The sequence below is a fragment of the Allomuricauda sp. CP2A genome (genome assembly GCF_001683915.1).
Classification (GTDB): Bacteria; Bacteroidota; Bacteroidia; order Flavobacteriales; family Flavobacteriaceae; genus Flagellimonas.
Genome location: NZ_LXTT01000013.1, coordinates 1 through 23671 on the forward strand (window position 1 = coordinate 1; position 23671 = coordinate 23671).

General features: G+C 41.9%; 19 protein-coding genes. 5 read left to right on the forward strand and 14 right to left on the reverse strand.

Annotation, left to right across the window (positions count from 1 at the left end; all coding sequences use genetic code 11):
* The 9 genes from A7D14_RS20520 to A7D14_RS01105 form a co-directional block, all read right to left on the reverse strand.
* Positions 1-109, reverse strand: a 109-nt coding sequence (locus A7D14_RS20520) for a twin-arginine translocation signal domain-containing protein (protein ID WP_141673187.1), incomplete at its 3' end; no start/stop codon positions are given.
* Positions 110-130: 21 nt separating this feature from the next.
* A complete protein-coding gene (locus A7D14_RS01070) occupies positions 131-580 on the reverse strand; it encodes a DMT family transporter (RefSeq protein ID WP_083157921.1) in 450 nt (149 codons plus the stop codon).
* 382 nt (positions 581-962) lie between these two features.
* Positions 963-1481: a DUF5004 domain-containing protein gene (locus tag A7D14_RS01075; RefSeq protein ID WP_067029060.1), complete on the reverse strand. Its 519-nt coding sequence runs from the start codon at positions 1479-1481 to the stop codon at positions 963-965.
* A 94-nt stretch (positions 1482-1575) separates the two neighbouring features.
* Positions 1576-1812, reverse strand: coding sequence for a hypothetical protein (locus A7D14_RS01080; protein ID WP_067029061.1), 237 nt, complete (start codon positions 1810-1812; stop codon positions 1576-1578).
* Between the two features lie 41 nt (positions 1813-1853).
* Positions 1854-2276 carry an SRPBCC family protein gene (locus A7D14_RS01085; RefSeq protein WP_067029081.1) on the reverse strand — a complete coding sequence of 141 codons (423 nt, stop codon included), beginning with the start codon at positions 2274-2276 and terminating at the stop codon, positions 1854-1856.
* A gap of 19 nt (positions 2277-2295) precedes the next feature.
* Positions 2296-2673 carry a DoxX family protein gene (locus tag A7D14_RS01090; protein WP_067029063.1) on the reverse strand — a complete coding sequence of 126 codons (378 nt, stop codon included), beginning with the start codon at positions 2671-2673 and terminating at the stop codon, positions 2296-2298.
* A 22-nt stretch (positions 2674-2695) separates the two neighbouring features.
* The gene (locus tag A7D14_RS01095) at positions 2696-3604 is read right to left on the reverse strand and encodes a VOC family protein (RefSeq protein ID WP_067029065.1); all 909 of its coding nucleotides are present in this window, start codon (positions 3602-3604) and stop codon (positions 2696-2698) included.
* A 39-nt stretch (positions 3605-3643) separates the two neighbouring features.
* A complete protein-coding gene (locus tag A7D14_RS01100) occupies positions 3644-4009 on the reverse strand; it encodes an iron chaperone (protein ID WP_067029067.1) in 366 nt (121 codons plus the stop codon).
* 12 nt (positions 4010-4021) lie between these two features.
* On the reverse strand, positions 4022-4426 hold the full coding sequence (locus A7D14_RS01105; protein ID WP_067029083.1) for a VOC family protein: 405 nt from the start codon (positions 4424-4426) through the stop codon (positions 4022-4024).
* 114 nt (positions 4427-4540) lie between these two features.
* Between A7D14_RS01105 and A7D14_RS01110 the strand changes: the two genes are divergently transcribed.
* Entirely contained in the window at positions 4541-5521 is a 981-nt protein-coding gene (locus A7D14_RS01110) for a GlxA family transcriptional regulator (protein WP_067029069.1), read from the forward strand.
* A 123-nt stretch (positions 5522-5644) separates the two neighbouring features.
* On the forward strand, positions 5645-6757 hold the full coding sequence (locus tag A7D14_RS01115) for a lipid II:glycine glycyltransferase FemX (RefSeq protein WP_067029071.1): 1113 nt from the start codon (positions 5645-5647) through the stop codon (positions 6755-6757).
* Positions 6758-6862: 105 nt separating this feature from the next.
* On the opposite strand, the gene A7D14_RS19920 is transcribed toward A7D14_RS01115, so the two are convergent.
* Entirely contained in the window at positions 6863-7006 is a 144-nt protein-coding gene (locus tag A7D14_RS19920; RefSeq protein WP_176712343.1) for a hypothetical protein, read from the reverse strand.
* 534 nt (positions 7007-7540) lie between these two features.
* Between A7D14_RS19920 and A7D14_RS01120 the strand changes: the two genes are divergently transcribed.
* From A7D14_RS01120 to A7D14_RS01130, 3 genes are all read left to right on the forward strand, one after another.
* A complete protein-coding gene (locus A7D14_RS01120; protein ID WP_067029073.1) occupies positions 7541-10552 on the forward strand; it encodes a SusC/RagA family TonB-linked outer membrane protein in 3012 nt (1003 codons plus the stop codon).
* A 10-nt stretch (positions 10553-10562) separates the two neighbouring features.
* Entirely contained in the window at positions 10563-12032 is a 1470-nt protein-coding gene (locus tag A7D14_RS01125) for a RagB/SusD family nutrient uptake outer membrane protein (RefSeq protein ID WP_067029074.1), read from the forward strand.
* Positions 12033-12230: 198 nt separating this feature from the next.
* On the forward strand, positions 12231-15461 hold the full coding sequence (locus tag A7D14_RS01130) for an FG-GAP-like repeat-containing protein (RefSeq protein WP_255307362.1): 3231 nt from the start codon (positions 12231-12233) through the stop codon (positions 15459-15461).
* 54 nt (positions 15462-15515) lie between these two features.
* On the opposite strand, the gene A7D14_RS01135 is transcribed toward A7D14_RS01130, so the two are convergent.
* From A7D14_RS01135 to A7D14_RS01150, 4 genes are all read right to left on the reverse strand, one after another.
* Positions 15516-16550 carry a glycoside hydrolase family 43 protein gene (locus A7D14_RS01135; protein ID WP_067029075.1) on the reverse strand — a complete coding sequence of 345 codons (1035 nt, stop codon included), beginning with the start codon at positions 16548-16550 and terminating at the stop codon, positions 15516-15518.
* 18 nt (positions 16551-16568) lie between these two features.
* On the reverse strand, positions 16569-18026 hold the full coding sequence (locus tag A7D14_RS01140; RefSeq protein WP_067029077.1) for an MFS transporter: 1458 nt from the start codon (positions 18024-18026) through the stop codon (positions 16569-16571).
* A 31-nt stretch (positions 18027-18057) separates the two neighbouring features.
* Entirely contained in the window at positions 18058-19191 is a 1134-nt protein-coding gene (locus A7D14_RS01145; protein WP_255307363.1) for an endo-1,4-beta-xylanase, read from the reverse strand.
* A gap of 232 nt (positions 19192-19423) precedes the next feature.
* A complete protein-coding gene (locus tag A7D14_RS01150; protein ID WP_067029079.1) occupies positions 19424-23563 on the reverse strand; it encodes a two-component regulator propeller domain-containing protein in 4140 nt (1379 codons plus the stop codon).
* Between the last annotated feature and the right edge of the window lie 108 nt (positions 23564-23671).

Sequence of the window (23671 nt, forward strand, 5' to 3'; positions counted from 1 at the left end):
TTTCCAAACTATTGATAAAGTCCATATTGGGCAATGTAACGGCGGCAAGACCCGCCACACTGCTTTTTTTTATAAAATCCCGTCTGGAAAATTCATTCGTATTACTCATAACATTTTTTTTATAATTCTTCTATTTGGAGAAGGTAACCAAACCAGCACCTCCTATCAACATCAGTGCCCCCAAAATCTTTGTAATGGATATGGGTTCAACGGGAGCTCCCAAAAAACCGAAGTGGGACATCACCATACCGGCTATGACCTGTCCCGCTATCATTAAAAGAAATGCAGGAGCTGCACCTATCTGTGGAATGATCCAGGCAATTCCAAATACCAAAGCCGCTCCAATGGCCCCAGCGGTCAACAACCAGATGGGAACATCCTTTAATCGGGTAAACACTTCTGGCTCCCATTGGGTAAGGCCAATAATTACGGCGGTAACTGCGCCAATACACCAAAAGATGGCGTTGCCCATCTGTGGATTGTTCAAGGTTGATCCTACTTGTGAGTTCATCGCTAGGTGAACTGCCAACACAACGCCCAGTAGCAGCATTAAAACATATAGGTACATTTTTGCTTTCATTTTAGATTAATATTATTTGGTATCGGTTCAAACTCGTATTACTGAAGCGTTCCTATTTTGGCAAGCAATAATGTAGCCCTGTACGCCTTCATTATATATAAGGGGTAAATCGTTAAAATGATACCGAGATTCCCATTTTTTTTGGCCAATAATTATCAACTTTTTGTTTTTGGCCTCAAATTACTGAAGCAATGGCATAAATACTCTTTTGGTTATCCCATGCCATTCTCAGGAATAATGGGGCATCTGAGTACAAACGTTAGGCAGTTCCGGATAAGGTGTCCATGTTTATTTTGAAGAAATATAAAAGATGGAATTCCATATAAAAAAAATACCCCACCTAAGGTGGGGCATCAAAAATCAACAGTTATGTTTTAAAATATTACTCTACTAGACTATAGGTAAAAGTGATATTGGCTTCAATGGTATTTCCGCTGACATCTGTGATATTAAAATCATCGGAAAATGAAAAAGCGGTATCGCTTCCATTAAAAGTCACAACCAAATTTTGGGTGTTGCATGAAAATATCAAACCAAGTATATTGGATGAAAGTTGCCAAGTACCCTCAAAAGTGCCCTTGTTTTGGCAATTTGTCCCGTTTTGTCCTTGTTCAAAAATGTATGACCTATCTGCATTGAAGGTGTATACACCATCTTTTTGGCATTCATTGTATTGTGCAAAAAGATTGGTACTTGGATTTTCTGTGTCATCATCGGTAATATCCACGGCCTCATCTGCCAAGATAGCTGTGAGTTGCCATTGCCCAACCAATTTTTCTTCGTTGGCCTCCAATGCTCCGGAAAAATCTTCAGGACAATCAGCGCCATCATCCGAACTGCACGAAAGAACAAGTCCACTCATCACAAACAATCCAACGATACTAAAAATTACTCGCTTCATAGTAAAATCAAAATTTTAAGGTTTATAGATTGATGGGAGACTTACAAGAAGGTTGCATCAACGGAACCGATTTTTTTTACGAAGTGGCACGAATCTATTCTCCATTGGGCGCAACATCGGGCAACACTGCTATGTAATGTCCGTGGCTTTTGACCATCTCCATAATAGGCCCCGCATCAATATGGGTTTGTATGGATTCCACTCGAAAAATATTGTCACAATCCTCCAAATCAAAGTTCATGCGGTATTCAGGGAACACGTTTTGTAGCAGTTCCAAGAGTCTATTTGCTACATCTGGGTTTTGAATATTGGTCTGGAATACTTCTACCATTCTTCAGGTTAACCTTTTTAAGTCAAAACATAAATGGAACCCTATTGCTTTGGATTCTCAACATATTTTTTGAAATTGTCCAAAATGGCCTGCCATCCGTCTCTTTGCATGTCCATCGGGTTTTGATCCTCTGGATCAAACGTTGTGGTCACAAGGGTATTATCGTCCGTTTCCTCAAAAAGGGTGGTTGCCTGTCGTCCGTCGGTCATGGTATATGAAATTTTCTTCATGGGGACGACCTCATCGTAGATGGCTTCAAAATCAAATCCCAAACTGCCATCTTTGGCCTCCATTCGGGCAACATACTTTCCTCCCACCCTTAGATCGTTTTTAACTTTCGGGCAACACCAATCTTCCGAGGCAAAGTTCCATTGGGTGATATGTTCCGGTTGAACCCAGCATTCCCAAACTTTTTCAATTTTTGCGTTTATCGTAGTACTGATTTTAATTTTATCCTGTTCCATGTAAATCTTGCTTTTTTGATTATCCAAAAATGGGGTTGTACCGATCTCGATTTTCATACATGATCCAACCCAAAATGGCGGCAAGGACCAAAGCGATGATCAATCCACTGGTGTTCACTACGATGTTCACAAGTAAAATCCCTACCATAACGGGCAAAATAATAAGTGCCCCCAAGGCCCTGGTCTTGGGAAGAATGATGAGAATCCCCCCTACCAATTCGGCACTGGCCACCAAGGGTAGTAACCATGCTATTTCCATCATGGCCTCAAAATCGCTCATTAACTCCGCAGGCATTTCCTCCGGCGTGGGCATATAGTTGAAAAACTTGTTCAAACCTGCGTTGATGAACATAAGCCCAAACAGTAGGGCAAGTACGAATTGAATCTTTTTCTTCATTGTGATGATTTTTAATGGTTATTTATTTGTTGTACGCTGCTTCAAGTTGCTGAACGTCCAGTTTTTGCATTGTGTACAGGGCAGACATCATATTTTGGATCCTGGCCGGTTCACCATGGGCCACTTTTTTCAAAAGGAATTCTGGGACAATTTGCCAGGACACCCCATATTTGTCTTTTAGCCAACCGCATTGCGACTCGCTTCCCCCATCTTTGATGAGTTCGTTCCAAAAATAGTCCACTTCTTTTTGATCTTTACAATTGACAAATAAGGAAATGGCCTCATTGAAGGGTATATCCGTATCCGTTCCATTGTCCATGGCCATAAAAGTTTGGCCTGCCAACGTAAATTGGGCATGCTTTACCATTCCTTCCGGTCCGGGCTCATTGGCTTCATATCGGGATACCCCTTCCAAACTGGAATCTGAAAAAACTGAAATGTATTGGTGTATTGCTTTTTCGGCATTGCCCTGCTGGTTGCCCGAAAACATGAGCAAGGGGGCAATGGATTGATCTACATCGTTGGGATTTCCTTGCATTAATTGCCAAGAAACTCCAAATCGGTCGGTGACCCAACCGTAATGCTCGCTCCAAGGATACGAGTCCAACGGCATCAAGATCCGTCCGCCATCACTTAATCTTTCCCAAACGTTGTCCACTTCTTCTTTTGTTTTAAAAAGTGCAAAAAATGAAATGGATGGGTTAAGCTGAAATTGAGGCCCTGCATCAAAAGCATGGAAAGTCACCCCATTAAGGTCAAAACTTCCGGTTTGGATCGTGTGCGATGGAAATGGACCTCCCTCGGGCCATCTCTTCATTGAGTTGATCTTGGAATTGGGAAATAGGGATACATAAAAATTTATCGCCTCTTCCGCTTGGTCATCAAACCATAGAAATGGAGTGATTTTCTGTTGTTCTTTGATTGTTTTCATGTTTGTTTATTTTAATGATCTGTGTTTGTTGGGTAATCTTCAAGAGACTATTTCGTCTTGTTTTTCCTTGTATCGATGGGCCGCCATCCGTTTGATCAAATCCAACGGAAGAGGTTGGTCATGTGGAAATTGCACCGAACCTTTCCCGGTCTTGTATTTGGAAAGCTCTTGACCGAACCTTTTATGCGTTGAGGGAATGGCATAGAACCCAATATGCTTTTCGTAGGCCGCGTAATACACCAAGATTCCATGATATTTTAGCGCCGGCATATTATAACTGATGACCTCTTGGGCCAAAGGAGCCACTTCCTTCAATGCTTCACGTATGGCGTTCATGCGTTCCAACGCATGTTGCGGGACACTTTGAAAATATGCATCCACCGTTTCAAATTTTACTTTTTCCATACCCTTAAATTGTTATCGTTTGCAATGGAACAACCACTGATGTCCATATTTATCAATCAATCCCCCAAAAAGATGTCCCAAGAAGGTTTTATCCAAAGGATAAATGCTGGTTCCACCTTCCTTTAAATTGTTGTAGTATTTCTGGATCCGCCCCTCATCCGTACTATCAACAAGGATGGAAATGGAATTTCCCTTGATCAATTTCTCGTTGATCATGTCGGTGCCCATCAAAAGCATATTGTCCGCTTTGAGTGCTGCCTGCACTACATATTTTCTAATATTGGGTGGAAATTGCGTCTCATTTGGGGTGTCTTCAAGTGTTTGAATGTTCAATTCACCGCCCAAACATTCCTTATAAAACTCCATGGCTTCCCTGCAATTCCCATTAAATGTAAGATATGTAATGATTTGATTCATACTATTCGTTATCAAGATCCATACAAATTTGGCAATCATTATACAGAAAAAAAGGGTGTAAAAACGGCTATTACAGGGGTTGATTCCGCCATGCAATTTTGTTACATTTGATATGTGAAAACAATATCCATACTAGTCCCCGAAACTGCTGTTGCCTCTGGCGTTACAGGACCACGCTACCTTTTTACCACAGCCAATCAATTTTTACAGGCTGGTGGTCAAGACCCGCTTTTTAAAGTGCAGATGGTAGGGCAAACCAAGGAAGTACGCATTCAAGATGGAGCGTATACCATTACCGCAGATGTCCTTATGAAAGATGCCCAACAAGCCGACTTGGTCATTATTCCCCCTTTGTTTGGTAACATGGACGCTGCTGTTGCCCTGAATAAGGCAACACTGCCGTGGATCATTGAGCAGCACTCCAATGGTGCTGAAATCGCCTCCTTATGCGTGGGGGCTTTTTTATTGGCCTCAACTGGATTGTTGGATGGTAAAAAATGTTCTACCCACTGGGCCTTCTATAGCGAATTCAAGGAACATTTCCCAAAGGTTGAAGTTGTGGATGGTGGGGTCATTACAGAGGAAAATGGGATCTACTCCAGTGGTGGCGCCAATTCGCTTTGGAACCTGCTACTTTATATATTGGAAAAATATACGGACCGTGACATTGCCATCTTGGCCTCCAAATATTTTGCCATTGATATTGACCGGAACAGCCAAGCTGCCTTTATGATGTTCCGTGGACAAAAAAACCACAATGATGAGGCCATAAAACAGGCACAGGAGCATATCGAAAAAAATTATCAAGAAAAAATAACAGTGGATGATCTTGCCCAAAGGGCAGCGGTGAGCCGTAGAAGCTTTGAGCGGAGGTTTAAACAAGCCACAGACAATACAGTGATCGAGTACCTCCAAAGAGTAAAGGTGGAAGCGGCAAAACGTAGTTTTGAATCTACGCGCATGAACATTTCAGAAGTGATGTTCAATGTTGGCTATACCGATTCCAAAGCCTTTAGGAATGTCTTCAAAAAGATTACCGGGCTCACACCAATTGAATATCGAAATAAATACAACAAAGAGATTATTTCTGATTAAATAGTGTACCGTACCACCCTGTTACTGCCATATCCATTGGGTATTTGCCCTACCTTTTTATTGGAAGTTGGACAGCAATTTTCATTTTGATCAATTGATCGTTAGCTTTGCGCCCCAAAAAACATGACCTGTAGGCTAGAGAAGAAAGGGCTGGAAGAACTCAACACTACAAATATTTTGCCCCAAACACCCTTTTGGGGGCGCATAAAAAGAAATCAAGGTTTTCTCCCAAATGGCTTTGAACTGACCGTGTCAAAAGATATGTTGGTCAACAGGGAGGATTCGCTCTCCAAGGTTGGGGACGATTTATTGGTGCTGACCAAATATATAGATAACGACAGTTGTTATGCCTATGTTCCCTATGGCCCAAAATTGGAGCCTTCATTTGAAAACCAAGGGCTGTTCTTGGAGCAATTGTCAGAATCAATAAAACCCTATTTGCCACCCAACTGTATTTTTATCCGGTATGATTTAATATGGGAAAATCAATGGGCCGTTGAAGAGGAGTATTTTGATGGTTCCGGAAATTGGACCGGATCTCCTTCCAGTCACATCCAAGAATACAGGGTGAACTTCAAAACAGCAAAATGGAACTTAAAAAAAAGTGTCAGCGATGTCCTGCCCAAGAATACTTTTTTTCTCGATCTCACCATAGAGGAGCAGGAATTGCTTAAAAATATGCGATATAACACCCGATATAATATCAAAAAATCCATAAAGAACGGGGTTAGGGTCCAAGAGTATGGTATTGAGCAGATGGAGGATTGGTACAGATTATATCTTGATACGGCTCTTCGACACAATATGCCCTTACAAAACCAGGAATTCTTTTCAACCATTCTAAAAAATCAGGATAATGGCGAAAAGGGTGTAAAAGTAAAAATGTTGATGGCCGATATTGATGGGGAATTTTTGTCCTCCATGTTTTTGGTGCTTTCAAAAAAACGGGGCACCTATTTGTACGGGGCGTCGGCAAGCTCCAAAAATAATTTAATGGCAAGTTATGCCCTTCAGTGGGAATCCATCAAAATGGCAAAAGAATGGGGATGTACGGAATATGACATGTTTGGTTCAGCTCCCAATTTGCAACAGACACATCCTTTGCACGGGGTACATGTATACAAAAAAGGGTTTGGCGGCAATTTGTTCCATAGAATGGGATGTTGGGACTACCCTTTCCATGAAAAACTCTACGATCTGTATCGTTTTCAAGAATTAAAAAACCATGATGCTTAACGAACGATTTTGTGGGGACCCACAGTTTCTTTGGCATCCTTTCGTTTTTTTCATAAAAAAAGCCCCATGTTCAGGGGCTTTTTCTTTGGGCTTAAAAGCAAACAATCATTGCTTGTTTTGCTGCTTTTTGATGGTTTTTTCATCAATATCATATGTGTTTGTATCGATATTGGTATTCGCTGTTGGGTTTGTGGGATTGTTCTGTTTTACTTTTCTTTTAAATTTTCTTTTGTCTTCTGTCCTGCTCATATTCCTTTTTTTTGATTCAAGTTTCATATTCCGTTACAGCGGGCTGCAACGGTATCCATTTTGGATATATACCAATATAACAGTACTATGCCTTCAGGTTTGACGCTAAAAAAGTAAAACTTGACGCTTTTGCCATTATGCATAAACTTGAACCATTCAATTTTGCCTCATATAATTATGGGCATATCAAGGGCCTAAAACGATCACCATCCATTGGTTGTGTCATATCCATAAATCCCAGTCAGGTTCTTACCCTATTTTTCCACTTATCAACAACCCAAATATTAACTGGAACAGGAGCTAATGTTACAAACACAACACGAAAGCATAAAGTTAGACATTTCCATATTTAGGCTTAAAATTTCATCAAAATAGCAATATGCTAGGGGCAAATGTGCGATATTCCAATTCCAAGGGGGGTTATGCATCATATTTTACATGATATGCTTCATTTCTTTTAGTGTCCACAGAACACCAACAATATCTTTGTTGCACAATGTATATAATCCATTGACTAACTTAAACTTGAAGATTATGATTAAACTAAAACATGCGGTCATAACCCTATTGATAATGATTGGGCCTTTGGCGTATTCGCAATCATTGACCGTGTCGGGAACTGTTACCGATGAAACGGGGTCTCCTCTTCCTGGTGCTACAGTAGTGGTATCCGGAACTACAAATGGGACCCAAACAGATTTTGATGGGAATTACACAATTTCCGATGTATCATCCGATGCTACCTTGGTAGTTAGTTACATTGGTTATCTGCGTCAACAGATTTCTGTAAATGGAAGAACTTCCATCAACGTAAGCCTGGCTGAAGATTTACAGGCTTTGGACGAAGTTGTTGTGGTGGCCTATGGTTCACAATCAAGATCTGAGGTAACGGGTGCCATTTCAACCGTTGGTGCTGAAGAGATTAGTGCCTTGCCCGTGGCAACAGCAGACCAAGCATTACAAGGTAGGGCCGCTGGTGTAACCGTAACCAATAGTGGTGCACCTGGTGTAGCACCTGTTGTTCGTATCAGGGGTGTGGGTTCACCGAATGGTGGTGATCCCCTAGTAGTAATAGATGGTGTCATCTCTAGTGGACTTGGATCTATTAACCCTAACGATATTGAAAGTATCAACGTGCTTAAAGATGCTGCAACGGCGGCGGCTTACGGTTCACAGGCTGCCAATGGTGTTATCGTTGTTACTACGAAGCAAGGAAAGGCCGGTAAAACTGAGGTCACTTTCAACACCTATACGGGCGTTCAATTCGTTACAGAACGTTTTGACCTATTAAACACGGAGCAATACTTGACTTTCATTGAGGAAGCTTTTGGTACGGTTCCTACAACTCCATTGAGTTCTTCTGGCAACAATACCGATTGGCAAGATGCCATTTTTCAGACCGGTCTAATGCAAAATTATGATGTAGGCATGGCAGGGGGTAATGAGAATAGTAATTTCAGAGCCTCTGTGGGTATGCTAAAACAAGAAGGTACCATTATTGAAACTGGTTACAACCGATACAATGCTCGTTTAAACAGTAACTTTAATGTTAACGATAAATTAAAGGTTGGTCAAACCTTGGCTGTAACTTTTAGGGATATTACCCCAGAGGTCAATGGAAATAACACGAATAGGTCGCTCATTGAGCACGCTATTAAAAGTGCACCATACCTGCCCATTTACAATCCGGACAACCTTGGAGGTTTTCAAGGCCCCACATCAGCGTTGGATGGCCAAGATGCCGAAAACCCTGTGAGAATACAGCAAAATGGAAGCCGTAAGACCAAGGGCACCGAGATTTTTGGAAGTTTATTTGCGGAATATGAACTATTGAAAGGCTTGAAATTTAGGTCTCAGTTTGGTTTGGAATACAGCTACAATAACTTTGATAGTTTTACTCCTTCCTTTGATGATGATAGCAATGGGCAATCAACACACGCTCAGGCTTTTGCTGCAATCACGAAAAACGCTTCAAACTTTAGAAGATTTCTGTATACCAATAGCCTTAACTATAAAGTAAGTATCAATGGGGTGCATAATTTGGATGTATTGGCCTTGATTGAAAAGAATGAGGCCGTTTTTAATCAAACAAACACTTCTTCCCAAAATGCGGTTACCAATGATATCACCCAGCATGGTCCAGACCAAGTTGTGGCAACATCAACTACCGACGAGGTGGACAAAATTGGCTATTTGGCACGTCTAAACTACAATTATGACAACAAGTACCTTCTTTCTGGATCTATTCGTCGTGATGGTTCCTCCAGATTTGGACCCAATACCAAATGGGGTACTTTTCCATCTGTTTCAGCGGGTTGGAACATCGCAGCCGAAAACTTCATGGAAGATTCGAACTTAAATATCCTTAAATTAAGGGGAAGTTGGGGTACAACCGGTTTTGATGGCATTCCTAATTATAGATTCGCCACCACATTGAATCCTAACTGGATTTATGTTATAAATGGCGCTCAAGTTGGGGGAACTTCTCCAGCGGGTATTCCAAACCCCGATGTGGCTTGGGAAGAAAGGGAAATGCTGAACGTAGGTCTGGACGTAGGATTGTTCGATAACAAGTTCACAGGTGCCATTGAGTACTACAATAATAAGAGTAATGACTTGTTGATCAATCTGCCATTACCCGGGTCTTTGGGTAGTTTGGCCTCTACCGTGCCAACCAATATCGGTGATGCCGAGGTTAAAGGTTTTGAGGTTAGTTTGGGGTATAACGATTATGAGGGAGATTTTACATGGTCTGCCAACCTTAATTTCTCTACCGCCAAAACCGAAATGCTGAATAAAGGAACTGAAGGTATTGACCAACAATCCACATTTGAAGGATCCATAGTCAATGGTCTTGAAGTAGGCGCTCCAATTTATGCCTTCTATGGATACCAAACCGATGGTATTTACCAAAACCAAGCTGAGGTGGAAGCTGTTTTAGGTACGGAACAAACGGCTATTCAACCAGGTGATATTCGTTTTGTGGATCAAAATGGCGATGGCGAAATCAATAATGATGACCTTGTACAGCTAGGTCAGCCCAACCCAGAATTCACCTACGGGTTTAATTTTGATGCCAACTATAAAAATTGGGACTTTAACCTATTTATAAATGGTGCTGCCGGACATGAAATATACAACACCAATATCTATGATCTAGAGGGTATGCCTAGAACGTTCAATGCTGGTGTGGCTGTTTTGGACAGATGGACTCCAACAAACCCATCCAATTCCATTCCACGTGCATTTGACGGAAACAACGGTATCAATACCGCTTCATCTGATCGATATATTGAAAGTGGTGATTTTACAAGATTAAAAAATGTGACCTTAGGATATACTCTCGGGGATAATTCGATACTTTCAGAGTATTTCTCTCGATTACGGATATATATAAGTGGTCAAAACCTATTGACCTTTACTGATTACTCAGGTCTCGACCCTGAAGTAGGTAATGCAACAACTAATAACTCAGAGTTCGGCGTTGACAGAGGAAAATATCCACAACCAAAATCAGTATTGCTAGGATTACAAGTAACTTTTTAAAAAAATTCTCATGAAAAATAAAATTTTAATAAGCTTAGTTTTCATCATAGCACTAGTTGTTTCTTGTGATGAGGATGCTTTGTTCAAAACCAATCCAAATGAGCTTTCTCCGGAAACCTTTTTTGCAACTGCGGCCCAAGTTGAGTCTGCTGTAAACTCAACGTATGGGTCTTTACAGGAAAGAGGACTTTATTCTCGTCATATGTTTTTTATGATGGACAATATGTCCCAAGAGAATGGTCGTAACCAACAGTTGGAAGCGGATAAGGTAGAATATATTCAGTTCTCCTTCAATTCAAACCACGTATCCATTCCGCTATATTGGGATGCATGTTATCGCGGCATAACCAATTGTAACTTGATTATCAATAACGAAGAAAAAATCAATGCACTTCCCAATTCAGAACTTACTGGACCAATGAAGGCCAAATTTATTGGAGAGGCCAAGTTCATGAGGGCTTTGTATTATTTCTTTTTGGTAACACGTTTTGGTGGTGTACCCATAAACGATGGTAATAGCTCCGAAGGACAGCCCAGGGCATCTGTGGATGACATCTACAGTATTATCATACAAGATTTAACCGATGCAACAACTTCCTTGCGCTCCAAAAACGTTGAAGATACGGGTAGAGCCACACGGGAAGCTGCCATAGCCTTGTTGGGTAAAGTTTACTTGTTCAGGGACAATAAATCCGCTGCATTGACCGAGTTTGAGAAAATATACGGTGCTTTCGAGTTGGAGGAAAACTATTTTGACAACTTTACAGAGGAAAACGAATTTGGAAAAGAGTCAATATTCGAAGTAGTGTATGATGATGAAATTGGAGGACAACCTTGGGGAATTCCTTCCACAGGTGTGGCAGAAGCCGGTTTTAGAGGCCAAGAATATGGTCTTCTAAATTGGTTCAACGTCCACATTTCCGATGATCTTTTGGATGAATTTGAGCCCGGTGATGGTCGAATTCAAGATAATTTTTACCAAGCAGGTGATGCGTATTGCTGTGGCATCATTCAAGAAAGCGATTTAGCCGATGCTAGTGGTACCATCCGTAGAGCGGGTTGGAAGAAATACCAAAACTATCATGCTGAAGCTTCAGAAGATCAACAATCTGGCATCAATTTTAAGTATTTGCGTTATGCCGATGTACTGCTAATGATGGCCGAATGTGTATATGAAAATGACCCTGCAAGGGCTGTTGGCTATATTAATGAGGTCAGGACCAGGCCAAGTACAGGTCTCGATCCTTTACCAACAACATTGTCCTCTGCCCAGGTTTTTGATGCCATTGTTCATGAAAGAAAAGTTGAACTGGCAGGCGAGCAAGTGAGATTCAACGATATTTTACGTTGGGGCATTGCCGATACCGAATTGGCAGGGAGCAACTTCCAAGCTGGCAAGCATGAGCTGCTGCCTATACCTCAAGGGGAAATCAATGCTAATTCGGCATTAACAGACGCTGATCAAAACCCAGGGTACTAAGATTTTAATTTTGAGTTAGTTTTTTTTGAATTAATTTTTAGTGGAAACAGCGTGTAGAAATACACGCTGTTTTTTATCTGTATAATTTGAATATTGTTGGAAATGCGTCTCACAAAGGTTTTTAAGAGTTCTTGTTCAGTAGTTTTTGGTTTGATAAGTGCAGTACTGTTTTACAATTGCGGTGAAAAAAATGCACCCGTGATAACCCCAGATGCAAAGATTTTTTCTGCCCGTAATGCTACAGAGACTGGGGTGGATTTTGCCAATCACCTGACCGAAAATGACTCGTTGAACTATTTCACCTACTCCTACCTCTATATGGGAGGTGGTGTAGCCACTGGCGACATTAACAATGACGGATTAATAGACATCTATTTTACAGGCAATCAAGTCTCCAACAAATTATACCTCAATAAAGGCAACCTGCAATTTGAGGACATAACCCAAAGTGCCGGCGTAGCCGGTGATGATAGATGGTACACGGGTGTGGCCATGGGAGATATCAACGGAGACGGGTACTTGGACATCTACTGCTCCGTAGGTGGCAAATTTGCTCCCAAAAACAACCAACTGTTCCTCAACAACGGTGATGGGACATTCTCTGAAAAAGCGGCCGAATTCGGTTTAAATGATCCCGGAAACAGCGTTCAATCAACTTTCTTCGACTACGACAAGGATGGAGATCTAGACCTGTATGTGGCCAACTACCCTCCCACTCCATTTAGTTCACCCACCTTTGTGTACACCTACAGAATGAACAATGTAACGGATATAGAATCCGATCATCTCTATAGAAACGATGGCGACCGTTTTACCGATGTCACCAATGAATCGGGATTAAGGGCCTTTGGGCTGTCTTTGAGTGCCACTGTTGGCGACCTCAACAATGATTCATGGCCCGATCTATATGTTTCAAGTGATTTCAATTCACCAGACCTCATGTATTTGAACAATCAAGACGGTACATTTAGGGAAGTGGTCAAGGAAGCCACCTCCCACACGGCCTTTTATGGTATGGGCGTGGATATCGCCGATTTTAATGATGATGGCAATCTGGATATTTTTCAAGTGGATATGGATGCCCAGACCAATCGGCGTAAGAAAGCAAATATGGCCAGTATGAACCCAAAATTGTTCTGGGATGTGGTCAATGCCGGGTTTCATTACCAGTACATGCACAACTGCCTTCAATTGAATTCCGGGTTCTACGAAGATGGAGTGCCCCATTTTTCCAACATTTCCAGGATTACCGGAACTTCGTCCACAGATTGGAGCTGGGGTCCCCTTTTTGCCGATTTTGACAACGATGGCCTAAAAGACCTCTTTGTATCCAATGGCACCCGAAGGGAAATCAACAACAACGACTACTTCAACAAAATAGAGGAAATGGACAATAAAGGAGACAGCCTCCTTCAATTAAGCCTGCAAATTCCCTCTGAAAAAATAGACAACTTCATCTTCCAAAATAAGGGAGATCTAAAATTTGAAAGATCCAACGAAAAATGGGGAATTGAATACAAAGGGTTTTCCAATGGTTGCGCCTATGCCGACTTGGACAACGACGGCGATCTGGAGATCATCACCAATAATCTTGATGACTTTGCCTCAATCTTTGAAAACAAAAGCGCAGCGCGGAATGGTTATGTAAAAGTGGCTTTCGCAGGCCAAAAAGGAAATAGTTTTGGGCTTGGCACACGGGTGTATGTCACCACGGAAGGCCGCACTCAAATGCAGGAATTGACCACAACAAGGGGGTTCCAATCCTCGGTGGCGCCCGAACTCCATTTTGGACTTGGGGATTTTAAAGAAATTGACGAACTCATGGTAGTTTGGCCCGATGGTAAGGTGCAACACTTGAACGGGATCGGTTCCAATCAAAAATTAGTGCTGAATTATTCCGATGCGACCACTTCAGAAAAAAATACCGGAACCGCATCAAGGCTTTTTCAAAAAGATACTACCCAACTTTTCCCTGAATATGCACATCAGGAAAATGAATATGATGATTTTGCAAAACAGGTGCTCCTTCCGCATAAAATGTCTTCTTTTGGCCCTGCCCTCGCCGTAGGCGATATAAATGGGGATGGCTTGAGCGATTATTTTGTGGGTGCTTCAAAAGGGTTTTCCGGTGCTCTTTTTATTCAGACCTCAACAGGATTTGAAATGGGCGATTCCCAGTTCTTGGAACAGGATAAAGACAGCGAGGACAATGGTGCCCTGCTGTTTGATGCGGACGGTGACGGCGATAATGATCTATATGTGGTGAGCGGTGGTTACGAGTTTGCTCCAGATTCCGATCAGCTTGCAGACCGACTCTATATAAATGATGGGACAGGAAACTTCACCAAGGCTGAAACAGCGGCAATGCCCCCATTACATGCAAGTGGGTCAAATGCCTACCATGGTGATTTTAACAAAGACGGAAAAGAGGATTTGTTGGTATTGGGGCGACAGGTGCCAGGAAATTACCCCTCCCCCGCCCAGAGCTATATTTTGATGAACAACAGCACCCCTGACCAAATTGCTTTTGAGCCTGTCCAAAACATGCAACCTGAAGGTTTTGAGGCATTGGGCATGGCCACGAGCGCGGTATTGACCGATTTTAACAACGACGATTGGTTGGATATCATCGTGGTTGGGGAATGGATGCCAATCCGGGCTTTTAAGAATACAGGATCAGGTTTTGTGGAAGCTTCCGAAGAAATGGGACTGAACATTGATACCACTGGTTGGTGGTGGAGCATTGAACAGGGTGATTTTGATAATGATGGCGATATGGACTATGTGGTGGGCAATAATGGCCTAAACTATAAATACAAAGCCACCGAAGATGAGACCTTTGATATTTTCGTGAACGATTTTGATAAGGATGAGAGTGTGGATATTGTGCTCAGTTATTACAATGAGGGAAAACAATATCCGCTCAGGGGAAGGGAATGTTCTTCGCAGCAAATTCCTGGGATCAAAAAGAAATTTGAAGATTACGAAAGTTTCTCGCAGGCCACTTTGGTAGATGTTTATGGCGAAAAGCCCTTGGAATCTTCATTGCATTATCAGGTAAAGTCATTTGCAAGTGTCTATCTGGAAAATAAGGATGGTAAGTTCATTATACATCAACTGCCAAGAGAGGCGCAACTTTCCAGTATCAACCAAATCTTGGTTGATGATTATGACAAAGACGGGGCTTTGGATTTTCTGATTGCTGGAAACCTGTATGTTTCAGAAGTGGAAACCCCTCGCAATGATGCCAGCTATGGCCTTTTGCTAAAAGGTGATGGAAAAGGAGGTTTTGAAGCAGTCAAAGCCTCGGAAAGTGGATTTTTTGTTCCCGGGGATGTCAAAAATATGGCCATAATTGAGGTGAACAGCAAAAAGTACCTTCTTGTTGCCAAGAATGACGACGCCATGCAATATGAACGCATAAATTAGGCATGCTGCCCAGATAGAACAGCAATGCCCAGAGAAAAACTATACCTTCAAAAATTAGTTGTAGGGGTTCAGTGTTTCAATAAATCCATCGGCATTGTGCGTAATTTCAGCCACCTTTATTGATCTTAGGTGGGTCACGCCCTTGGATAGACTGGAGTCATGGTAAAACAAATACCATTTCCCTTCCACTTGGCAAATGGAATGGTGAGTGGTCCAACCTACCACAGGGTTTAAGATGCGGCCTGCATAGGTAAACGGTCCGTATGGACTGCTGCCTATGGCATAACAAATAAAGTGCGTATCCCCCGTTGAATAGGAAAAATAGTATTTTCCTTGGTGTTTGTGCATCCATGCCGCTTCAAAAAAACGACGGTCATTATCGCCTGCCAAAAGCAACTCACCCTTCTCGTCCAAGATTTGGACCTGCTTTGGTTCTTCCGCAAATTCCAGAAGGTCATCAGTGAGTTTAGCCACTAGGGGCAACAGGGCGGGTTCATCATCCTTCGGCAAAAATGCGGTGGGACTTTCGGGCTGTTCAGCTTTGAATTTTCCTGTTCTCCAACGCTGAAGCTGTCCACCCCATAATCCACCAAAATACATGTAATAACTACCATCTTCGTCTTCAAAGACAGCCGGGTCAATTGAAAAGCTATTTTTTATGGCCTCTGGTTGCGCTACAAACGGTCCTATTGGAGAATCACTTACGGCCACCCCTATCCTGAATATTCCATCAAAGTCCTTTGCTGGAAAATAGAGGTAATATTTGCCATTTTTATGGGCTGCATCTGGGGCCCACATTTGTTTTTCTGCCCAAGGCACATCATTTACATGCAGTGCAACGCCATTATCCTTGGCTTCTGAGTCTATGGAATCCATCGAAATCACGTGGTAGTCTTCCATGGCAAAATGACTTCCCAAATCATCAAATGCTTCGCCAGCATCGATGTCATGCGAGGGATAAATGTATATTTTTCCATCAAAAACATGGGCAGAGGGGTCTGCCGTATAGATATGTTTTACCAAAGGCGAAGAGATGGCGTTTTCGTTCAATGTATCAAAATCAATATGTGCTGTGGATTCTTCAGGCATATATAAGCAATTTTTATTCTATTCGTTTCTTCTTTGATTCAATTCAGTCTCTATCTGTACTTCCATTTTCTTGTTTATTTCGTAAAAGAACAACAAGCCAATCCCAATCAAAAATGGAATTGCAGGATAGATGCTTACCAACATTCTTGTTCCTTGAATGGCACTTTCAGGCTGTACGATGGCTTGTCCAGCCACCGCAGCTTCCTTGGCTATATAATCGTACAGTCCCAAAATCCATGTGACCAATGCGCTTCCTATGCTCAATCCGCCTTTAAGCCCGACCATCATGGCCGAAAAAATAATGGCGGTTGCCCGTCGGTTGTTCTTCCATTCTGAAAAATCGGCAACATCGGCAATCATGGCCCACAACAAGGGAATGGTAAGGCCATAGAAAAAGCCATGCAATATTTGTGAAATAAAAATCATTTCCACAGCCGTTTTGGGAAAGAAATAAAAGACTATTATGAACACGGTGGATAGAAACAGTGCGATTCTGAACACATCCTTTTTCCCATATTTGTCGGCAAATCTTTTTGAAAAGGTAATCCCCACGATCATAAAAATAATGCCCCCGGCATTGAACAGGCCAAAACCGGCAGAAACCGGATTCTCACCAAAAAAATTGACTCCGATACCTGATAGGGAATTTAAAATGGGACTGATGAACTCCGAGAGTCTTTCTTTGTTGACATAATTTTCAAAATAATAGACATATGACCCCCCTTTCAAGGCCAAAGTGATAAAAACCAAGGTGGTTACCAACAGCATAATGACCCATGGCCTATTTTTGAACAAATCGGTCAGGTCTTCTTTGAGGTTGGATTTTTGTTCTGGTTTGGGTACGATCCGTTCTTTGGTGGTAAAAAAGGTAATCACCAACATAACTGTTCCAATAACTGCCAGCCAGGTCATCACTATTTCTATTCCTACCGCCTTGTCACCGTCCCCTGCAGATTCAATTATGGGCAGCATGAACACCTGTACAAAGAATTGGGCGAACATGACCGCTACGAAACGATAAGAGGATAGGCTGTTTCTATCTGCCATATCGCCGGTGATCACCCCGCTCAATGCGGAATAGGGTAGATTATTGGCCGCATACAACAAAAGCAACAAGGTATAGGTTACTGCTGCATAAATGACCTTTCCCTTATAGTCAAAATCGGGAGTACTAAAGGCCAACAATGCAACCAAGCCAAGGGGAATGGCGGTATATAAAATCCAAGGTCTAAACTTTCCCCATCTGGATTTTGTCCTATCGGCCAATGCACCAATAATGGGATTAAAACCGAATGCGGCTATAAGGCCCACGGTCAACATAATGGCCGAAGCGTGATTGGTCTCAAGGCCATAGATGTCCGTGTAGAAATAGGCAAGATAGGTCATTAGGGTTTGAAAGACCAGATTGGCAGAAAGGTCTCCCAGACTATATCCGATTTTTTCCTTTACGGATAATTTTTGGGAATTTGTAGTCATTGAAGTATGTGTAGTTGATTGATTATGTTGATCAGTTTGCTTTCAGTGCAAGTACACTGTCGTAAGCTTTTTTGGGCAGATACTCCCTATCAAAGAGCAAGGGATAATTGGAACGTCCCCTTATAGGCCAATTATTAAGCCAGGTATTTCCATCATTGATACCCCAAAAGGTAACTCTATCCATGTTGTCCTTATGTTTCAGGAAGATTTTAAAAATGTCCTTATACCGTTGTGCCAATTGTATTTTCACAGAGTCCGGCAACTCATCGGGATAAGGATTCATCTTTTCACTGTTTTCAAAGTTTTGACTGACTTCTGCGCCCTCAAGGTCCCAAGGGTTGGGAAGTACGGTGATATCGAGCTCGGTAATGGATACTTTCACCCCTAAATCACTATAGGCTTTGATGCTTTTTTCAATTTCGGCCAAAGAAGGTTGTGTCAACCCCCAATGCCCTTGCATTCCCACACCATCTATTTTTATGCCTTTTTCTTGCAACCGTTTTACCAAACGAACCACACCTTCCCTTTTCTCCGGGTTGCAGAGATTATAGTCATTGTAAAGCAATTTTACATCAGGGTCGGCGGAAGCCGCAAGTTGAAAAGCGGTCTCGATATAATCCTCCCCCAACACCTTTAAAAAAACAGATTCCCTGAGGGTTCCGTCCTCATTCAAGGCTTCATTGACCACATCCCAAGCATCAATTTTACCTTTATATCTGTTGACAATGGTATTGATATGGTCCTTGAGGTAATCTGCCATAAGGGTGCTATCCGTAGTTTGGGCCATATAATCCGCCAATTGGCTATGCCAAACCAAGGTATGTCCCAATGTGAACATATCGTTGTTTTCGCCCAAAGCCACATACTTATCGGATATATCAAAATAAAAAGAATCGGGTTGGGGATGAATGTTCATCCATTTCATTTCATTTTCAGGACTAATGGCGTTAAATTCTTTGATGAGCAGCTGCACTCCCAAAGAATCCCGCTCTTCAATAAGTTGTCGGTTTATGGCCACTCCAATTAGAAAATCATTGGAAAAGGCTTTTTGAAGCGTCAATACTTCTTGGGTATCCTTTGAGGTGTTTTTTTCACCGCAGGCATGTAGCATTATCAAAATGCCCATAAAACATAAAAACATGCCTTTCTTTCTATTTGTATTCATGGAATTATATTAAAAAAATCACCGAGGCCCAATCCATATCCATGAATAAAAGGCCTTGGCAATCTTACAAGTTCTCAATCCATAAAGATGATGTTAATTGGGTAAAACCACTATTACAAATGCGGCAGTCTATGAAACATTTGTAGCATGATCTGATCTTGGGGCAAACCCGTTAGAAAAAGTATCTGCAATAAATCCATATGCCAAAGTGTGTAAGTGTACAACACCTCCCTTATTTCAATTCTGTGGGCAATACGCCAAACTGTGCCTTAAAACATTTGGTGAAATACGAAGGGGATGAAAAGCCCACTTTGTAGCACACCTCACTTATTGATTCTGTGCCATTTTCAATGAATCGTTTTGCGTGTTCCAAGCGTATTTTACGCAAAAACTCTGTAACGGTTAACCCTGTCATGGCCTTGATTTTACGATACAGTTGGCTGCGGCTCAGATGCAACTCCTCTGCCAGGGATTCCACATTTAGGTTCTCATCGGCGATGTTCTTTGTGATGTAATTCAACACTTGGGTCATAAAGTTCTTGTCCAGTGAAGAGGTGTTGTCCGGGATTTTAAAATTATCCGAGTCACTTAAATATTTATTGAACAAAACCTGTCTACTTTGGATAATTTGCCGAAGCTGGGCCCGGAGAACCTTCATCTCAAAAGGTTTACTTAGGTAAACATCCGCCCCAGAGTCAATCCCCTTGACCCAATCGTCTGTCATTGACTTGGCAGTCAACATCAGTACCGGGATATGGCTGGTTTTTAGATCTTGTCTAATGCGCCTACAAAATTCAAATCCGTCCATTTCAGACATCACCACATCGGTAATAATCAAGTCGGGAAGTCTCTTTAAGGCAATTTCCAGCCCCTGCACCCCATTGACCGCTTCCAAAATGGTGTATTCGCTTTCGAGCTCATTCTTGAGATAGGTCCGCAATTCAGCATTGTCTTCGGCAATGAGCAGTGTTTTGTTGGAACCGGTTGTATATTCCACTGCATTGTTCTCCGGTTTTGGAAGAACAGCTTCGTTTTTTGTGGTCTCTGGAGAGGCCAGCAGTTCATTGTGGTTAAAATGTGTATTGCCCAAGGGGAGAAAAATCCTAAACTTGGTGCCTACCCCTTCTTCACTTTCCACAATGACCTTTCCTTTCAATAGGTCCACAAAGCTTTTTACCATTTCCAGACCAATGCCCGTACCGCCATAATATTGGCTGTTCATTTCCTTCACTTGATAAAATCGTTCAAATATTTTTTCAAGTTCATCTTTTTTGATGCCGTGCCCTGTGTCCTCTATATAAATCTCCAAAGCCTGCACTTGCTCAGGCCCGTCTATTAACGGGAAAACAATGTTTTGCCCACATTTAAAGACACCAACGGTTATAAATCCATTATCCGGGGTTATTTTAAATGCGTTGGAAAGAATGTTGAAGATAACCTTTTCCAAAAGTGAGGGGTCGCTCCATAGCGCAATGGGGTCATCATCAGATTCCACCATGAGGATAATGTTCCTAAGTGCGGCTTCTTCTTCAAAATGACCAGCGACCTCGGTCACAAAAGATACTGCTTCCAATTCTGAAGCCTTCACGGAAAACTTATTGATCTCCAGTTTTCTAAAATCCATCAATTCATCAATAAGTCGTTTTAATCTTGATGTATTCTTATGGATGATTCTGAGTTTTTCAAGGGTCATTTTTGACAACTTATGCCTTGAGCCTTCAAGGATGTCTTCCAAGGGGTTCAAAATAAGCGTCAGTGGTGTTCTAAATTCATGTGAGATATTGGTGAAGAACTGTATCTTTTTATCATTTAGGGCCTCTTCTTGGATCCTTCTTTCCCGTTCTGCGTGGACAATCCTTTTTTCACGGATTCGCTGTGAGATGAACCTGGCCAAAAAATATGAGATAAGGAGTATGGCCAAGATATAAGATCCCAAAGCCAAATTGGTTGCCCACCAAGGTCTTAGAATGGTAATCTGCAAGGTCTTTGGAGTTTCGTTCCACACACCATCATTGTTGGCAGCCTTTACTTTAAAGGTATAGTCGCCCGGAGAAAGGTTGGTATAGGTTGCGCTCCTAGTTTGCCCAACAAAGTTCCAAGCATCATCAAAACCTTCCAGCATATAAGCGTATTGGTTCTTTTTGGGCCGGGTAAAATTTATGGCGGCGTACTCAATGGTAAACACCGACTGTTTGTGCTCCAAGGTAAGTTTATCGGTCTCGCCAATGACCTTTTTTATAGGTGATTCGTTATCATTTGGCCCAACCCTCTTATTAAAAAGCCTTAGATCCGTGAAATACACCTCCGGTTTGTAGGTATTGGTCTTTACATGGTTTGGGTCGATATAATTAATACCCCCGTAGTTTCCGAAATAGAGTGTTCCATTGGCATCCTTGAAGGCCGAATTAAAGTTAAAGTCGTTTGCCAGTAGTCCATCATTGATGTCAAAATTCTTAAACGTTTGGTTTTCCACATCCAAGTGTGACAATCCATTGTTTCCGCCTATCCAAAGGTCTCCATTGTTGTCTTCAAGAATTGAGGCAATGGTTTCTTGCTTCAGGCCTTCATTTTGTCCGTACCATGTAAAACCATCGCTTTTGGGATCATACTTGCAAAGACCTCCACCATCCGTACCGATCCAGATGTTCCCTCGACTATCCTCGTGCAAAGATACCACCGCATCCACCACAAGGGGGTTGCCCAAACTTTCGTACATGGGACCCCGCAGTGGAATTGCCTTTTGTTCTTGAATTGGTGCCCCATTGTCCACAAGCTTGTAGAGTCCCGCAGTTGTGCCCATCCAAATGGTCTTGTTCTTGTCAACAAGTACAATGCGCATAGCACCTTCACCAGGGCTTGGGTCATTGAATATCTGTTTATTATGATAGATAAACTTCTTTTGCTTTGGATGATAGGAATGTAGCCCTTCAACGTAAGACCCGATCCATATAATTCCTGCTGAATCTTCAGCGAAGCTCATGACCCGGTCAGATTTCAAACCTCCATCTGTGTTTGACGCGGTGTAGTTGATAAAAGTCTTGGAACCGTTGGGCAAATGGTATATTCCCGAATTCCACGTACCCACCCATACATTGTTGCCGCTATCTATAAAAAGAGCCGTTACGTCCTCTGCACTTAAGTAGGCCCCTATGGAATTTCTTGGGTTGGTAAGGTGTACAATGTTTCCTGACTTTGGATTATAGACATCCACACCGCCCCCATCCAAACCAATCCACATCTTTCCATTTTGATCGCCAACAATAGCACTCACTGATGGTGATTGCAAAGAATTATTGACGTTGGCAAGACTTCGTATGTCCTTGAACTTGTTATGAAGTTTGTCATAGACCCCTACCCCGTTATTATAATATCCAATCCAAATACGGTCTTGCCTATCCACAAATATTGCCCAAATGGAGTTGGCTTTTATGCTATTGACATCAAACTTGTTGTATTTGTAATGCTTTACCAGATTCCCATTTTTCTTCAATGCAAAAAGACCGTCGTTTTCGGTGCCGCACAATATGTTTCCATCCGGTGCTTGTGCAATGGACAGGATTCGCTCACTACTTATCCTATAGTTATGTGTTTTGAAAGTGTTAAAGGGGGTTATTTCAACTTTTACCAAGCCATTCTGAAAAGTTCCTATCCATATAGACCCATCATCGTCTTTGATCATCGATTCTATATCGTATGGAACATCATCAGCATCTTTAAGGCCATCATGACCCGAAGAAACCTGAACTACCTCTTTACCGGCTTCGTATGAAAAAAGGCCTTTGTTGGTCCCTATGAGCAATTCTTTTTCCCGGTTCTGGATAATACTGTTTATCTCCAACAAGGATATGTCTGTTTCGCCCATGGAAACATTGTGGCCCTCCAAGGTTTCTGGATCTACGGCAAAGAGACCATTATAATGTGATCCAACAATGAGCTTACCGGTCTTACATTCTTGAATGGCGCGGATGGGAACGTTTTCCAAGGCTACAGAATCCTGGTACAGTGTAACCTGCTTGAACGTGTCATTATCGCGGTCGTAAACGTTAAGCCCCGCCTCGGTGCCGATCCACAATCGATTGCTGACATCAACAAATGCTTTATAGATCAAGGAACTGTTCAATGAGGTGGAATCCGCAAAATCTTGTTTATAGGAAACAAAATCGAATCCATTGTATTTTTGAATACCAACACCGTTGGTCCCCATCCAAATTAGACCCAGACTATCCTGAACAATTGTAGAGACAGCCCGCTGCGAGCTCCGCTGATCAATGTTCACAAAATTGTATTCACTGTCTGAAATTTGGGCGTTCAAGCCAACGCATTTCAGGAATACGAAACCAAGCGCAATCTTTATTAGTTTAGTTGTTTTCATGTTTTTCAATGAAAAAAATGCTGCAAGTAGTTTTTTAATAGATACAAAATTTACTGATAAAATTTTCAAAAAACGGTATTGATCGCTTTCAATTTTTGATAATAATGC

Bases quoted from the DNA above. Each gene is read 5' to 3' on its own strand.
- A7D14_RS01115 (WP_067029071.1), top strand. From the start codon at position 5,645: ATGACCTGTAGGCTAGAGAAGAAAGGGCTGGAAGAACTCAACACTACA.
- A7D14_RS01145 (WP_255307363.1), bottom strand. From the start codon at position 19,191: ATGAATACAAATAGAAAGAAAGGCATGTTTTTATGTTTTATGGGCATT.
- A7D14_RS01120 (WP_067029073.1), top strand. From the start codon at position 7,541: ATGATTAAACTAAAACATGCGGTCATAACCCTATTGATAATGATTGGG.
- A7D14_RS01080 (WP_067029061.1), bottom strand. From the start codon at position 1,812: ATGGTAGAAGTATTCCAGACCAATATTCAAAACCCAGATGTAGCAAAT.
- A7D14_RS01100 (WP_067029067.1), bottom strand. From the start codon at position 4,009: ATGGAAAAAGTAAAATTTGAAACGGTGGATGCATATTTTCAAAGTGTC.
- A7D14_RS01125 (WP_067029074.1), top strand. From the start codon at position 10,563: ATGAAAAATAAAATTTTAATAAGCTTAGTTTTCATCATAGCACTAGTT.
- A7D14_RS19920 (WP_176712343.1), bottom strand. From the start codon at position 7,006: ATGAGCAGGACAGAAGACAAAAGAAAATTTAAAAGAAAAGTAAAACAG.
- A7D14_RS01070 (WP_083157921.1), bottom strand. From the start codon at position 580: ATGAAAGCAAAAATGTACCTATATGTTTTAATGCTGCTACTGGGCGTT.
- A7D14_RS01075 (WP_067029060.1), bottom strand. From the start codon at position 1,481: ATGAAGCGAGTAATTTTTAGTATCGTTGGATTGTTTGTGATGAGTGGA.
- A7D14_RS01085 (WP_067029081.1), bottom strand. From the start codon at position 2,276: ATGGAACAGGATAAAATTAAAATCAGTACTACGATAAACGCAAAAATT.
- A7D14_RS01140 (WP_067029077.1), bottom strand. From the start codon at position 18,026: ATGACTACAAATTCCCAAAAATTATCCGTAAAGGAAAAAATCGGATAT.
- A7D14_RS01090 (WP_067029063.1), bottom strand. From the start codon at position 2,673: ATGAAGAAAAAGATTCAATTCGTACTTGCCCTACTGTTTGGGCTTATG.
- A7D14_RS01095 (WP_067029065.1), bottom strand. From the start codon at position 3,604: ATGAAAACAATCAAAGAACAACAGAAAATCACTCCATTTCTATGGTTT.
- A7D14_RS01135 (WP_067029075.1), bottom strand. From the start codon at position 16,550: ATGCCTGAAGAATCCACAGCACATATTGATTTTGATACATTGAACGAA.
- A7D14_RS01105 (WP_067029083.1), bottom strand. From the start codon at position 4,426: ATGAATCAAATCATTACATATCTTACATTTAATGGGAATTGCAGGGAA.
- A7D14_RS01150 (WP_067029079.1), bottom strand. From the start codon at position 23,563: ATGAAAACAACTAAACTAATAAAGATTGCGCTTGGTTTCGTATTCCTG.